The sequence below is a fragment of the Methanohalophilus halophilus genome, from assembly GCF_001889405.1.
Classification (GTDB): Archaea; Halobacteriota; Methanosarcinia; order Methanosarcinales; family Methanosarcinaceae; genus Methanohalophilus; species Methanohalophilus halophilus.
Genome location: NZ_CP017921.1, coordinates 1740935 through 1754483, shown reverse-complemented (window position 1 = coordinate 1754483; position 13549 = coordinate 1740935). Strand labels below are relative to the sequence as shown.

Genomic DNA, 13549 nt, shown 5'->3' with positions numbered 1-13549 from the left:
ATGACACCTGTTATATGATTATTTTTTATTCAGGAGTAAGGTCCTGACTATTATCATTTTTCCTAATTGTATATTTGATTATCGCGCATAATATTTATGCATTTTAATATATTTGTACTTTGAATAACTAAATAAATATATAAACAGGTTTTATATATATACTATCATGGCGATTATTTAATGAAAAAATTTACAGGTTTTTTAGTAGCTATTTTAATTTTGTCAACTCTGGGAATGGGTTGTACCGAATCGACAGAAGAATCTGCCACCGAATCGGCAGATATAACCATAGGTGCACTTTTACCAGTAACAGGTGACCTTGATTCTATCGGTGTAGCAAGCCAGACCGCTCTCGAGATGTCAAGAAAGGACATTAATAATTATTTTTCAGGGCTTGGCTCAGATAAGAATGTAGAAGTGATAATCAGGGATACTGAGGACAATCCGGCTAAAGCGCTGGAACAACTCAAATCACTTGATGAGATGGGTATAAAGATTGTTATTGGTCCACAGTCAAGTAACAATGCAGAAGCAGTTCTGGAGTATGCTGAAAACAATGGTATAGTTCTTTTGAGTACTGCCTCCACAGCTCCTTCTCTGGCTGTAGCTGATGATAACCTCTTCAGGCTTGTGCCGGATGACAGCAATCAGGGAATGGTACTGGCTACAATGATGAAGGAAGAAAAAGTTGATACTGTAATTCCAATTTACAGGAATGATACATGGGGCAATGGCCTTCGTGAGGAAACAGCAAAGCATTTTGATGGAACAGTAATGGAAGGAATAAGCTACGAATCTGCAACTGAGGATTTTTCCGCAGAAATTGAAGCCTTGAATGGAAAGGTGATTTCTGCAACATCAGATTCCAATGAGGATTCAGTGGCAGTGCTCCTGTGTTCTTATGAAGAGGTTACGGAAATCTTCGCATTGGCTGGAGAATATCCTGCACTATCAAATGTCAGGTGGTATGGTAGTGATGGTGTGGCCCTTAATGAAAAGTTGCTTGAAGAGGAAGTTGCCAGCTTTGCTGTAACAACCAATCTCAGGGCACCAATTTATGGTTATGAGGAAGAAAACGACCGCTATCAGGTAGTCGAATCCAGAATTGAGGAAGAACTTGGACGGGCTCCTGAAACTTATGCACTGGCTGCATATGATGCTCTCTGGCTGGCTACTTTCGTGGATCTCGATGCGGTTCCTGAGAATGATGAAAGCACAAAACTGGCAATGGATACCCTTTCCGATACGTACTTCGGTGTCACCGGCTGGACAAAGCTCGATGAAAATGGTGACAGGATACACTGGGATTACGACATCTGGGCAATCGGTGAGAATGATGGAAATTATGAATGGAAACTTGATGCCAGGTATCAGGTCGACCCCGGAGAAGAAGGTAAATTGATGTACGTTGAATAAAAGTGGTGTCTGTCACCACACATTTTCTTTTTTGTCTCCCTCTAAAATCATTTACTTCCATTTTTAACTTGTCGAAAACCTTATATTTTATCGTGGTTCACTTAAGTGAATATCTTTTACGGGCCCGTAGTCTAGCCGGTTATGACGTCGCCTTCACACGGCGGAGATCCTGGATTCGAATTCCAGCGGGCCCACTTCGGTGTTTGTCGGTTTCTGATAGGGATTCCTGTAGTGATTCGAGTTGATTTTCTAAATTTTGTATTCTCGTTTCAAGGTTAGGTTTCATTTCTGGTTGCACAACGCCTGAGCAAAATATTATTAGACATAATATGCTTAATATATATGTAAAGGTATATAAGGCATCTTTAATGTGTACTTTGCGAAATTAACGTCTTCATCAAGGTTGTAAAATTTATGAAATTTAATACATAGTCATCAATTGAAAATAATGAAGATGAGTACGTAGCAGGCGATAATGCTCGATTTTATGAGGCCTTGTTTCAAAACAATTTAAACCCTATTGCGGTTATCGATATACAGGGCAATTACATAAAAGCAAATGATGCTTTTTGCAAATTTGTTAATGTCCAACCTCAAGATCTGTTAAAAATGAATATTCGTAATTTCTTACCTCCAAATCAGGAAAGTGTGGATTTAGAAGAACATTTTAGATTATGGGAAATTGGTGGGACCATAGAAACACCATATCTGGTAAATGATGAAATTAAAACTCTTGAACTAACACTTACACCAATAAAATACAGAGGAATTAAATGTGTTCTAGGTGTAGGTCGTGACATAACTTTACAAAAAAAGGCATATAAGAATCTACAAAAAAGTGAAGCAAGAAATGAATCTATCAACAAAGCTTTGCCAGATTTAATTTTTGAAATGGATGCAAAAGGGAATTTCATAGACTATAATGCACCTGATGATAATGATTTACTGTTTTCACCTAATGCTTTTCTAAATTAAAACATAAAAAACATATTTCCTGCTCAAATTGCATCTATTACGATGGAAAACATTAAAAAAACACTTCATGAAAAACAGATTCATGTATATGAATATGAGATTGAGATGGACGGGGACAAAAAAATATTTGAATCTCGAATGGTACCAAAAGAAGACACAACAGTATTAGCAATTGTTCGGAACATAACTAAAAGGAGAGAAGCAGAGAATTTACTTATTCAGAGAAAAATCGTTGCAGAAAATGCAAATAAAGCCAAATCTGAATTCCTTGCTAATATGAGCCACGAATTGCGCACACCACTCAATTCAATTATTGGTTTTTCTCAAATTTTATCTAGAAATAAAGCAAATAATCTTGATAATAAAGAGCTCAAATATCTATCCAATATCCAGAATAGTGGTAAACATCTCCTTGAATTAATTAATGATATACTTGACATATCAAAAATCCAAAATGGAAAAATGGAATTTTACCCAGAATTACTTGATATATCGGATATTTGTGATGAAGTCTGCCCGATAATATATCCGCTGGTTGAAGAAAAAAACATATCTCTGGAATGCGAAGTACAACAACCTGGGCGGCTTATAAAAGCTGATAAATCCAAATTCACTCAAATTTTGCATAATCTGCTCAGTAATGCAGCCAAATTCACTCCTGAAAATGGGAATATCTGCATTGAAATTAAATTCGTTAATGATAATTTACAAGTAGCAGTAAGCGATTCAGGTATGGGTATATCAGAAAAACAGCAAAGAAGTATATTCGACTCTTTCAAGCAAATTGATTCCTCGGCTTCAAAGGAATATGAAGGAACTGGATTAGGTCTGACCTTGGTAAAAGAATATGTTGAAATGCATGGTGGAGATATATGGGTTAAAAGTGAAGTTGGACATGGAAGTACTTTTACTTTCACCATTCCAACTTAAGGTTTATTTGAATTAAGAAGTCACTTTGTCCACCAAATAATATCTTCAATACTCTCGCTTCCCGAATATAGCCGAACCCACACGCACCATCGTAGCCCCTTCCTCTATGGCTACCATGTAGTCATTGGACATGCCCATTGAAAGTTCCTGAATATCTATATTCCCCCGGTTTTCCTGCTTTATCTCATCAAAAAGGGCTTTCATCTTCCTGAAATAGGGACGGGTTTGTTCGGGAGGGACAAAAGGAGGGATGCACATCAGGCCTTCCACACGGATATTTTTAAGGGAGCGGATTTCGTTTATCGCTTCTTCGATCCTGTCCAGCCTGAAACCATGTTTCTGTGGCTCGTTGCCTATATTGACCTGGAGGAAGACTCTTTGTATCTTATCAATATCGCCGGCTCTACTGTCAATATTATTTATTACTTTAAGGGAGTCGACTGACTGGATAACATCAAAAAAATCCACGGCCTTTTTGACTTTATTTGTCTGCAGGTGGCCTATCAGATGTGTCTCACAGGGCAGGATTTCCCCGCATTTATCTTCATATTCCTGAACCCGGTTCTCTCCGATTATGGCAGCTCCTGCTCCTATGGCTTCGTTGATCCTTTCAGGTTCAATAGTCTTGGTGACACAGATGAGTGTCTTGTCACCGATTTCCTCAAAAATCTTCTTGATATTTTCATCGACTGGCATTGATGTCCCCGCTGATGCTTTATTCAAAATTTGGTATATTTAAATCATTCTGATTTGTTGCAGGTATTAATCCTATTTTCCTCAATCAAAATCTATATCTCACATAATCAACAAAATCTCCTAATGGGTTACGGGAGGGGGAACGATTAGGTCCACATTAGTCATGTTTGTTCTTGTATCCATCATTACAGCAGGTTGTGTATCTCTATCTGAGCCTCCTGCAATCAATGAATCTGCATACATGGAGGGGGAGGCAAGGGTGTATGAAGGTGTGTCCCTGACACCCATTTCCCAGCAGGGTAATTTCATGATCAAGGGCGCCCAGTATATAGACAGGGATGAATATGTCCTCCGGGTGGATGGGCTGGTGGATAATCCCCTGGAACTGACCTATGCTGACCTGCTGATGTATCCCAGCACCTCTAAGACGGTCAGGCTCAATTCTGTGGATGGGTGGAGTTTTGATGCAAAATGGACCGGAGTGGTCCTGGAAACTTTGCTGGATGAGGCCAAAACTGATGAAAAGGCAACCACCGTGATATTCCATGGTGTGGATGGCTATTCCACATCCCTTGAGCTTGATTACATACTGGAGAACGAGATTATCCTTGCCTACAGGCTCAACGACGTCACCCTGCCACCGGAGCGAGGTTTTCCCGTACAGGTTGTGGCAGAGGGTAAGTATGGCTATAAATGGGCAAAATGGGTGGTGCTCATTGAGGTAATGGACAAACCCTACAGGGGTTATTGGGAAAAAAGAGGCTATAGCAATGAAGCGGATGTTGGAGGCCTGAAATTTGGATTTTGATGATTCCAGATATATTTTCTCTTTTCCACACACAAGGCACAAGAAAAATTATCATCAATTTATACCAACATATTTTTGGAGTATTAATTAAACATTATATAACAGTCAACGGGGAATTTTGGAGGAAATGCATGGCAAAATACAGATGTTCGGTTTGTAACTGGGTTTATGATGAGGAGGTTGAAGGGCAGGATTTTGATTCACTACCTGATGACTATACATGTCCGGTATGCGGGGCTCCCAAATCCGCTTTTGTTCCTGAAGGCGGGGAAAAGGAAGATGAATCAGTAAAAACGACTGTTGCCGACAAGATAGTGGAGCAACTGGAAGCCTTCGGTGTCAGGTTTGTCTATGGGATTCCCGGGGATTCAAATCTGCCTTTGATAGACTCCATCCGCAGGAGTGACAAAATAAAATTCATTCTCACAAGGCACGAAGAGACCGCTGCTTTCATGGCTTCTGCACATGGAAAAATCACCGGCGGGTTGGGGGTCTGTATCTCCATAGCGGGTCCCGGCTCTACAAACCTTATTACCGGTTTAATGGATGCTGCCACCGACAGGAGTCCGGTGCTTGCCTTTGCCGGTCAGGTGGCGGAGGTCTATCTTGGCAGTGAGGCCTTCCAGGAGATCGACCAGATAGAATTGTTCGCCCCCTTTGCTGAATTTACAGAAACCATTGCCCGGGAGAACCAGGCGCTCGGTCTGGTCACAAGGGCTACTAAATATGCCTTCAAAAAACCCGGTGTTGCGGTACTCAGCACACCCACTGATATCCTGGCCGGTAAACTTAGCGAAACTGTATATTCCGCGGAAAAGAGATTGGTTTCAAACCAGACTGCTCCCAAACCTGAAGATGTGGAAAAGGCTGCAGAATTGATAAACAATCACGACAAAGTCACTCTCTTTGCTGGTTGGGGTGGTCGCCACAGTGGAGAATTGCTAACACAACTCTCACAAAAGCTCAAAGCCCCCATTGCAACCACTTCCAGGGCCAAGGGTGTGGTGCACGAAACTGATCGTTATAGTCTGGGTGTACTTGGTTCCATAGGGTCAAAACATGCGGCAAAATCTGTACAAAACAGTGACCTTCTAGTTATCATAGGTTCGGGTTTCAGACAGGCCAACCTTGTTCCTTCAGGAATCAAGATTGTCCAGATAGATCTCGACCCGACCAAAATAGGAAAAACCTTTGATGTAGATGCTGCTATTGTCGGAGATTCAGACCTTGTACTTAAAGGTCTTCTCCCTCTTGTAGATGAAAAGGAAGAAAACACTGAGTTTTTAGAACACATAGATCAGATGAAACAGGAACATTATGAGGAACTGGAAGCCGATGCACAGGACCTCTCCATCCCTGTAAATCCCGGTTATGTGGTACAGGCCATTAAACGCCATGCAGACACTGATGCTATAATTTGTGTAGATGTGGGTGACCATACCTACTGGTTCTACAAGAAATTCGTTTGTGAAGGCCAGAAGACTTTAATGTGTGCCAATATTGCCAGTATGGGATTCGGGCTCCCGGCAGCCCTGTCGGCAAAACTTGATAACCCTGACAGGCAGGTAATATGTGTTACAGGAGATGGTGGGTTTGGAATGCTTATGGCTGATTTCACTACTGCTGTGCGTGAAGAGCTCGGGATCAATGTCATTGTCTTTAATGACGGCAAACTCAAGAATATAAAAAAGGAAGAACTAAGGTCCAGTTATCCTGAATTTGGTGTTAGTTTCCCAAATCCCAATTTTGCGGAATATGCAAAAACTACCGGAGGTGAGGGTTACAGGATAGAGGACCCGGCAAAACTGGATGAAGCTCTTGAAGAAGCATTCAAATCCACCAGACCTTCTCTTATCGATGTGGTTGTAGATCCTGACAAGACTGCTGCAAGTACTAAAAGTGTGGATTAAATATAACAGTGATTCTGCCGGCTATATGTTGTCTTGCCGGCAAAATTCATTTTCCTGGTTTTGTTAAAACACACCTTTTTAACCAATAATTCCCAAAAAGGAACTATATGGCACGTAAACTAGATGAAAAAGACATAGATTTACTGAAAAAGCTTGCTCCTGAGTGCAATGATCTGGAATGTAGCAGTTCAGGGGTCAATTTCAAGTCAATCCTGCCACCGGTTGCAAACCATTTTTCCAAAGATATATCTGATTTTTCCCATCGTCTGGAGTCACTTTCAGAAAAGGAACTGGAATATTTGCTGGATCTGATAAAAGATGGCAAGGAAAGCCTTGGTTGCTTGAGACCGGATTATGTCATGGCTTTTCAGGAAATAGTTGCCAGTAGGGCGGGGGAGGAACATGCTGGTGAAATTATCAAGATTTATACTGCTAATGATGTTTGTGAATAAATTGTAAAAAAGCAATAACCTGCAAGTTCTGGCCCGCTATCTTAATCTTTTTTGCATTCATCTGGCTGACGTAAGGTTTATTAGATATTATGCAACATCTATTCACGATTGTGAAAACCATTAATGGGAATTTTACGGAGGAAGGCAATGAAGGATGCATTAAAAACACTGAGAGAAACAAAACCATTGGTCCATCATATTACCAACTGGGTTACAATTTATGACTGTGCAAATATAACAAGAGCTTTTGGTGCTCTTCCCGTAATGGCTCATGCTATAGAAGAATGTGCTGATATGACTAAGATTTCCTCAGCTCTTGTACTTAACATCGGAACCCTGACGTCTGAACTTATCGAATCCATGATAATTTCCACAAAGACTGCAAACGAAAAACAAATTCCTGTGGTACTCGATATAGTAGGAGTAGGTGCAACCCAATTCAGAAACCAAATGGCTGCAAAGATCCTTGATAGTGCTCATGTTGATATCGTTAAAGGCAACTATTCTGAGATTGCAAAACTGGCAGGTGAAAATGCCCGGACAAAAGGAGTTGAAGCAACTTCTATCAGTGCTGATCCCGGCTGGCTTGCAAAGAATTTGGCCACATCCAGATATTGTACTGTTGTGATGACCGGCAAGGAAGATATAGTCAGTGATGGTTCAAGGATATTTTCCATAAAAAATGGCCATGCAGAAATGGGTTCAATTGTGGGCACCGGTTGCATGGCTGCTTCAATAATTGGTTCATTTGCAGCCCTGAACGATGATTTCTGTGATGCAGCAATAGATGCTTTGTCTTTCTTTGGGGTTGCCGGGGAATTTGCGGCTGCCAAGTCAGCAGGCAGCGGTAGTTTCAAGATGCATTTGTATGATGAAGTATCCGGTCTCACTGATGAAAAAGCAGTACCTATGACTAATGTTGAGAGTATTGAAGATTGAATTATATATTTATGAAGGTCTACATTTATGGCATTCTGCGAAGCTTTGCTTAATGATATCGATTTCTACCTTGTGACTGATTCCAGTCTATCTAAGAAAGGTACATTGTCCGATGTAAAATGTGCAGTAGCGGCCGGGTGTAAGATTGTTCAGTATCGGGAAAAAGACAAGACCACAAAAGAGATGATTGAAGAAGCAATCCTGATCAGGAAAATATGTGGCGATGATGCAATCTTTCTGGTAAACGACCGTATCGATGTAGCCCTGGCTGCAGGAGCTGATGGGGTACATATCGGACAGGAAGATATGCCGATTGATTCTGCGAGAAAGATCCTGGGTGAAAATAAGATAATCGGCCTTACAGTCCATGACACAGATGAAGCAATCGAGGCAGAAAGAAAAGGGGCTGATTATGTGGGTTTCAGTCCGGTTTTTGACACTACTACTAAAAAGGATGCAGGTATGGGTGTTGGACCCGAAAGGATTCAGGCGGTGAAAACGATAATTGATATCCCGATTGTTGCCATAGGGGGTATCAATAAAAACAACTGTGTTTCAGTTGTTGAAAATGGAGCGGATAGTTTGGTTGCTATTTCCGCAATCGTTTGCAGTGATGATGTAAGGAGAGAAACAGGTTATTTCATTGAAACTATCCGCAAAATAAAGCAAAATTCCTCAGACAGAGTTAATGTAAAGGGGAAATAAAATTTTATTATATGGAAACAAAATATCCAAAAATTACCAGGCAGTTTACGAATAATTATAATTCCTTACTATCTTGATAGCAAAAGTAGAGAATCCTTCTGGTAAAAGTAAAAAAAAGTGCAATATATGTGGTGGCCCCACGTCAGGTGACATTTGTCGTGCCTGCATTTTGGTCGACGCAAAAAATAATTTTTAAAATCAGCCAGTTTCAGGGAGTAATTATAGCACTTTATTTATCTATCCAGTAACATCCTTCTTTCAATTGAATAATGGGCTGTAGCTGCGTTAATAAGTTCTTCGGCTGTACTTTCTTTAAAAGAGTGGACTTCAACCCGTACACCAATAGCTTTTAGGTGGTTTATCAGATCGACAAAATCGCCATCTCCACTTACAAGCACAACGGTGTCTACTTTAGGTGCAATGGATATCGCATCAATTGCTATACCCATATCCCAATCTCCCTTGGTGGAACCATCAGGTCTGACCTTCAGGGCCTTGCTTTTTACTTCCCATCCAATTGAACCAATAAAACTCTTAAAACCTGACTGGTCGATATCCGGGGTTTCGACAAGATAGGCTATTGCCCTTGTCAATTTTCTTTCCATTACGGCGGCATGTAAAAGTTTTTCATAATCAAGTCTCCCATAATGGATATTTCTGGCAGAATAGAACATATTCTGCACGTCTACAAAAACTGCTAATTTTTGGCTGCTAAACATGGATTACCTATAATATTTTATGTTTAATTATTTATTATCTTTCTTTCTCTTTTGGAGTAATGTTTTTACTGTTTTTTATGTTTCATAATATAAAAAATAAAGGTTCAAATTTATTTGTTGCGTACCATTGGTTAGTACCTGTAGTTCTGAAGGTTTATACATATATAAGACTGTATACTACATCAAGGATAAAAAATGGTTGAATATAAGTCTCAATTGGGGGTAAGGTATGCAGATCAAACTTTTGATGGTCAGCGTGATAGCACTGACATTACTTTCATCAGCGGCAATGGCGGATGAAATTACTGTGGATGATAGTGGTAGTGGGAATTATACAACAATTCAGGACGCCGTAAATGCGGCAAATGACACCGATACAATCTTTGTTTACCCAGGGACCTATATAGAAAATGTGGATGTGAACAAATCGGTAATCATAATCTCACAATCCGGGGAATCGGATAATACCAAAGTTCAGGCGGCTTCTTCAGCAGATTATGTTTTCAATGTGACCAGGGATAATGTCACGATCAAAGGATTTGAAGTAACAGGTGGTGAGCAAGGTATATACCTTGATAGAGTCCAGAACAACACACTTACTGACAACAATGTATCGTACAACAATAATGGCATTATTCTTTATAGATCCAGTAATAACAATTTGACTAATAACAATGTATTGAATAATCTTTATGGAATAAGTCTTGGCTTTTCCAGAAACAACAACTTGACCAGCAACATCGTATGCAACAGCAGTTCATCAGGTATTCAATTGGTAAGTAGTGGTAGTAATATTATTTATGACAACTATTTCAATAATACAATTAACATTCAGATGTCCGATAGTGCTGGCAATTCCTGGAATATCGCAAAAACATCAGGTCCTAACATTGTAGGTGGACCTTCCATTGGTGGTAACTACTGGGCACATCCTGATGGTACAGGACATAGCGAGACCTGTACAGATGCAAGCAATGATGGCTTCTGTGATTCATCTTTTTACATCAGTGGAAGTGACATTGATTATCTTCCTCTCACGGTCAATGCAACCATTGATATTGAAAAACATACCAATGGCGAGGATGCTGATGAAAGAAATGGCCCATACATCAGGTGGAATTATGAGGTAAGATGGGATTTTTACATCAGCAATACCGGCAATGTCAACCTGACAAATGTTGTGGTGGAGGATAATAAATGTGGTATTGTGGGTATCATTCCCATACTTATGCCAGGGGAATCTGTTCAATTCACAGAGACGACTTCTGCATTGCTGGGTCTGCAAAAGACCAAAGCAACAGCCACCGGAACACCGAAAGTAGGTCCAGATGTAATGGACTATGACCGCAGTTACTATTTCGGGCATGATTCACAGCCGGCTTTCGATATCCCGACTGCCCAACCGTTATTGACTGCGGGCTTCCTTGGTATAGCAGTTGTACTTTTTATGAGAAGAAAACACAAATAAACGGGGGAATCAACTGTAAATTTTTTTGAAGCCCCGATTTATGGTGAAAGAAGTACATTAAAAAACTCAAGTATGTCTGATTTATAAAAAAAGGAATAAAAAAGGGATATTTCCCTTTTTATTTATCATCGCATGAAGAATGAGAAAATCCTATCGATCATGCTCTGTCCGACTCCTTTTCCATTGTTCCCCGGATTATTATCCGGTTTGTCTTTTTCATCACCAACATCTGTATTCTCTTCAAAATTCTGCTCGCCGCCACAATCGATACAGCAGGGTGTATAGTTGAAGTATGTTGCCCAGTTGTTGCCATCAAAGTCTTCACCGTCTGCCCAGGCAGTTTCACTTACGTCCCACACATTCTTCTTATCATCACTTGACGGGCTTACAACTACTGCATGGGCTGCAATGAAAGTCTCATCACAGGATTCCAGAGGAACTTCGTATGTTACCTGTTCCCGGTAACTTTCCCATTTATCTTTATATGTGAACTGACCAGGTATCGGATTCCCGTTTTTTTGTGGCAGTTCATCAGGATCAGTGGCTACGTCCAGATGTGTCTCGGCTATTCTCCAGGGTTCATCCACTTCATAGGTTATTCTGAGTGTAGGCTGGTTATCTACACATATTTCTGACAGGTTTACTATTCCCACGTCTATATTTTGCCCTGCATAAAGTGTAACTGTTTTCTGACAATCATCTTCAGCAAGAGCACCGGTTACAGACATTGCCATAAGGGCAATGAAAACCATAAATAACTGAATTTTAAGTTTCACAATTTCATACCACCTTTATATCTATTGAGCTGTAGAAGGCAAGCCATTACTGAATGGATTCAGCTCATATCGCACCATAATGTTATAAGCTGACAAGATATAAATAAATATATACATCATAATAAAATTATATTTACTAACTTTCTTATAAAAATTAGTTCTTGTTGAGGTTATATTTTGGATACCGGACAACGAACTATATACGACAGGAAACCAATTTGATGTTAATGAAATCAATATCCGGACTCTTTAGGGAAACACTGGTACAATGGAATGAAGATGACGGTATAACCAGCAGTGCGGCTCTTTCATTTTATCTTATCGTAAGCCTGCCTGCCATAATCTTGTTCTCCGTTTCCGTAGGAAGTTATTTCTTGAAGGCACGTCATCTGGAGTCTGCCATAATCGGCTACATCGATCTGATAGCAGGAGATGCATTAATAAATATGGTGGAGATTCTCCTTAACCAGATACCCGATATTGCATCCCTGACCGCCGGGGCAGCTATAAGTTTCCTTCTCCTTGTATGGGCCGGTGGGAACCTTTTCAGGCAGTTCAAAAAGATAATTGATAATATGTGGGGAGCCTCCAGTTCTGGATCAGACTGGTTGCATAATTTCCTGAAAAAAAGCCTTGCATCTGTGATAGGAGTGTTTGTGGTCGGGTTTTTGCTGGTATTGAACACATTTGTTGAAGCATTTTTCCTGATGGGATATGGTTTACTGGGTGAGTTACTCCCCTTTAACCTGAAAATCATACAATATGCCAGTTCGTTTTCGAATTTCCTCATCCTCCTGGTGCTATTCATATATATTTACAGGGTCTTGCCTGAGGCCAGAATAGGCATGCGATATGTCTTAGAGGGTTCATTTTTCACAGTATCACTGATTACAATAGCCAAGTATTTTTTCGCCTTTTACCTTTCTCATGGCAATATAACCACAGTTTACGGAGCAATAGGTTCCATCATCGGATTTTTGCTCTGGGTATATTTTTCATTTATAGCAGTGACCTTTGTAGCGGAGATGATCAATGTACGCTCAAAGAGTGTCAATAGTAACACATCTGTTTAAAAAAGTGATGACAAGATGCTTGCCATCTGAAAATCAGATATAATCATATTTTTTCAGGATAGTTTGTAAATCCATTATCAGGTCACCACTTTTTTTAGCATCTTCTATTTCATGCAGTAACAGCTGTATCAATTTATCCGCATCCTGGCACTTTTTGTAATACTCGGGATCCAGAAGGACATCTTCAGGAATTTTTTTGCTTTTAACCACCCTGTGCAAATCATTTGTATATATTATTGTCTGGTCACAATATATCCTCAGGAATCGTGCATTGCTTCCTTCTACTTTTTTATATATTGTCCTGATCTTGTCAGAAGCCAGGTATTTACCCTCTTTTACTTTTATCCATACCATGTTGATGAGCCCTGAACGGTACACATGCTTTCAACTAAATATAGTTTTTTAAGAATAATTAATAATGGAAAATAGTATTTTAGCCAGCAAGCGATTCAATCTGATGATCACCTTTTTTTGCCAATGAAATAGTAAGCTATAGCTCCAAGTACACCAAATAACAATGCAGCTAATACCCATATGATTTTCATCATGGTACTAAGCATTCTATTATTGGTAAATACATCGTATATTACCCATATGGTAGCCAGTAAGGTTACGATCCCCCATATTTCTTCTAATACCATTTCCTTCTCCTCCAGTATATTAGATATGTCAATAACTTTGT

Annotated in this window: 15 protein-coding genes and 1 tRNA gene; 11 read left to right on the top strand and 5 right to left on the bottom strand. The window is 39.9% G+C overall.

Annotated elements, in window-relative coordinates; all coding sequences use genetic code 11:
• The first annotated feature begins 180 nt into the window (after positions 1-180).
• From BHR79_RS09005 to BHR79_RS08990, 4 genes are all read left to right on the top strand, one after another.
• Complete coding sequence (locus BHR79_RS09005; protein WP_072562010.1) at positions 181-1416, top strand: ABC transporter substrate-binding protein; 1236 nt, start codon at positions 181-183, stop codon at positions 1414-1416.
• A 120-nt stretch (positions 1417-1536) separates the two neighbouring features.
• Positions 1537-1610 (top strand) — tRNA-Val (locus BHR79_RS09000).
• Positions 1611-1854: 244 nt separating this feature from the next.
• Positions 1855-2391: a PAS domain S-box protein gene (locus tag BHR79_RS08995; protein WP_083433085.1), complete on the top strand. Its 537-nt coding sequence runs from the start codon at positions 1855-1857 to the stop codon at positions 2389-2391.
• Between the two features lie 42 nt (positions 2392-2433).
• Positions 2434-3321: a sensor histidine kinase gene (locus BHR79_RS08990; protein ID WP_072562008.1), complete on the top strand. Its 888-nt coding sequence runs from the start codon at positions 2434-2436 to the stop codon at positions 3319-3321.
• A 45-nt stretch (positions 3322-3366) separates the two neighbouring features.
• Here BHR79_RS08990 and BHR79_RS08985 read toward each other — a convergent pair whose 3' ends face one another.
• Positions 3367-4017, bottom strand: coding sequence for a YggS family pyridoxal phosphate-dependent enzyme (locus BHR79_RS08985; RefSeq protein ID WP_072562007.1), 651 nt, complete (start codon positions 4015-4017; stop codon positions 3367-3369).
• Positions 4018-4180: 163 nt separating this feature from the next.
• On the opposite strand from BHR79_RS08985, the gene BHR79_RS08980 reads away from it, so the two are divergent.
• The 5 genes from BHR79_RS08980 to thiE all read left to right on the top strand — a co-directional run bounded on the left by BHR79_RS08980 (position 4181) and on the right by thiE (position 8831).
• Positions 4181-4825 carry a molybdopterin-dependent oxidoreductase gene (locus BHR79_RS08980; RefSeq protein WP_072562006.1) on the top strand — a complete coding sequence of 215 codons (645 nt, stop codon included), beginning with the start codon at positions 4181-4183 and terminating at the stop codon, positions 4823-4825.
• A 131-nt stretch (positions 4826-4956) separates the two neighbouring features.
• A complete protein-coding gene (locus BHR79_RS08975; RefSeq protein WP_072562370.1) occupies positions 4957-6735 on the top strand; it encodes a thiamine pyrophosphate-dependent enzyme in 1779 nt (592 codons plus the stop codon).
• A 107-nt stretch (positions 6736-6842) separates the two neighbouring features.
• Positions 6843-7187: a hypothetical protein gene (locus BHR79_RS08970; protein ID WP_072562005.1), complete on the top strand. Its 345-nt coding sequence runs from the start codon at positions 6843-6845 to the stop codon at positions 7185-7187.
• Positions 7188-7334: 147 nt separating this feature from the next.
• On the top strand, positions 7335-8126 hold the full coding sequence (thiM, locus tag BHR79_RS08965) for a hydroxyethylthiazole kinase (RefSeq protein ID WP_072562004.1): 792 nt from the start codon (positions 7335-7337) through the stop codon (positions 8124-8126).
• Positions 8127-8153: 27 nt separating this feature from the next.
• Entirely contained in the window at positions 8154-8831 is a 678-nt protein-coding gene (thiE, locus tag BHR79_RS08960; protein ID WP_072562003.1) for a thiamine phosphate synthase, read from the top strand.
• Between the two features lie 233 nt (positions 8832-9064).
• Here the strand turns inward: thiE and BHR79_RS08955 are convergent, their stop codons facing one another.
• Positions 9065-9550: a LabA-like NYN domain-containing protein gene (locus BHR79_RS08955; RefSeq protein WP_072562002.1), complete on the bottom strand. Its 486-nt coding sequence runs from the start codon at positions 9548-9550 to the stop codon at positions 9065-9067.
• Between the two features lie 229 nt (positions 9551-9779).
• On the opposite strand from BHR79_RS08955, the gene BHR79_RS08950 reads away from it, so the two are divergent.
• Complete coding sequence (locus tag BHR79_RS08950) at positions 9780-11018, top strand: NosD domain-containing protein (RefSeq protein ID WP_072562001.1); 1239 nt, start codon at positions 9780-9782, stop codon at positions 11016-11018.
• Between the two features lie 125 nt (positions 11019-11143).
• On the opposite strand, the gene BHR79_RS08945 is transcribed toward BHR79_RS08950, so the two are convergent.
• A complete protein-coding gene (locus tag BHR79_RS08945; protein ID WP_143743549.1) occupies positions 11144-11794 on the bottom strand; it encodes a hypothetical protein in 651 nt (216 codons plus the stop codon).
• A gap of 227 nt (positions 11795-12021) precedes the next feature.
• On the opposite strand from BHR79_RS08945, the gene BHR79_RS08940 reads away from it, so the two are divergent.
• Entirely contained in the window at positions 12022-12867 is an 846-nt protein-coding gene (locus BHR79_RS08940; protein WP_072561999.1) for a YihY/virulence factor BrkB family protein, read from the top strand.
• Between the two features lie 33 nt (positions 12868-12900).
• On the opposite strand, the gene BHR79_RS08935 is transcribed toward BHR79_RS08940, so the two are convergent.
• Together BHR79_RS08935 and BHR79_RS08930 are read right to left on the bottom strand one after the other, a co-directional pair.
• Positions 12901-13221 carry a hypothetical protein gene (locus BHR79_RS08935; RefSeq protein ID WP_072561998.1) on the bottom strand — a complete coding sequence of 107 codons (321 nt, stop codon included), beginning with the start codon at positions 13219-13221 and terminating at the stop codon, positions 12901-12903.
• A 107-nt stretch (positions 13222-13328) separates the two neighbouring features.
• A complete protein-coding gene (locus tag BHR79_RS08930; protein ID WP_072561997.1) occupies positions 13329-13508 on the bottom strand; it encodes a PLDc N-terminal domain-containing protein in 180 nt (59 codons plus the stop codon).
• Positions 13509-13549: the final 41 nt, after the last annotated feature.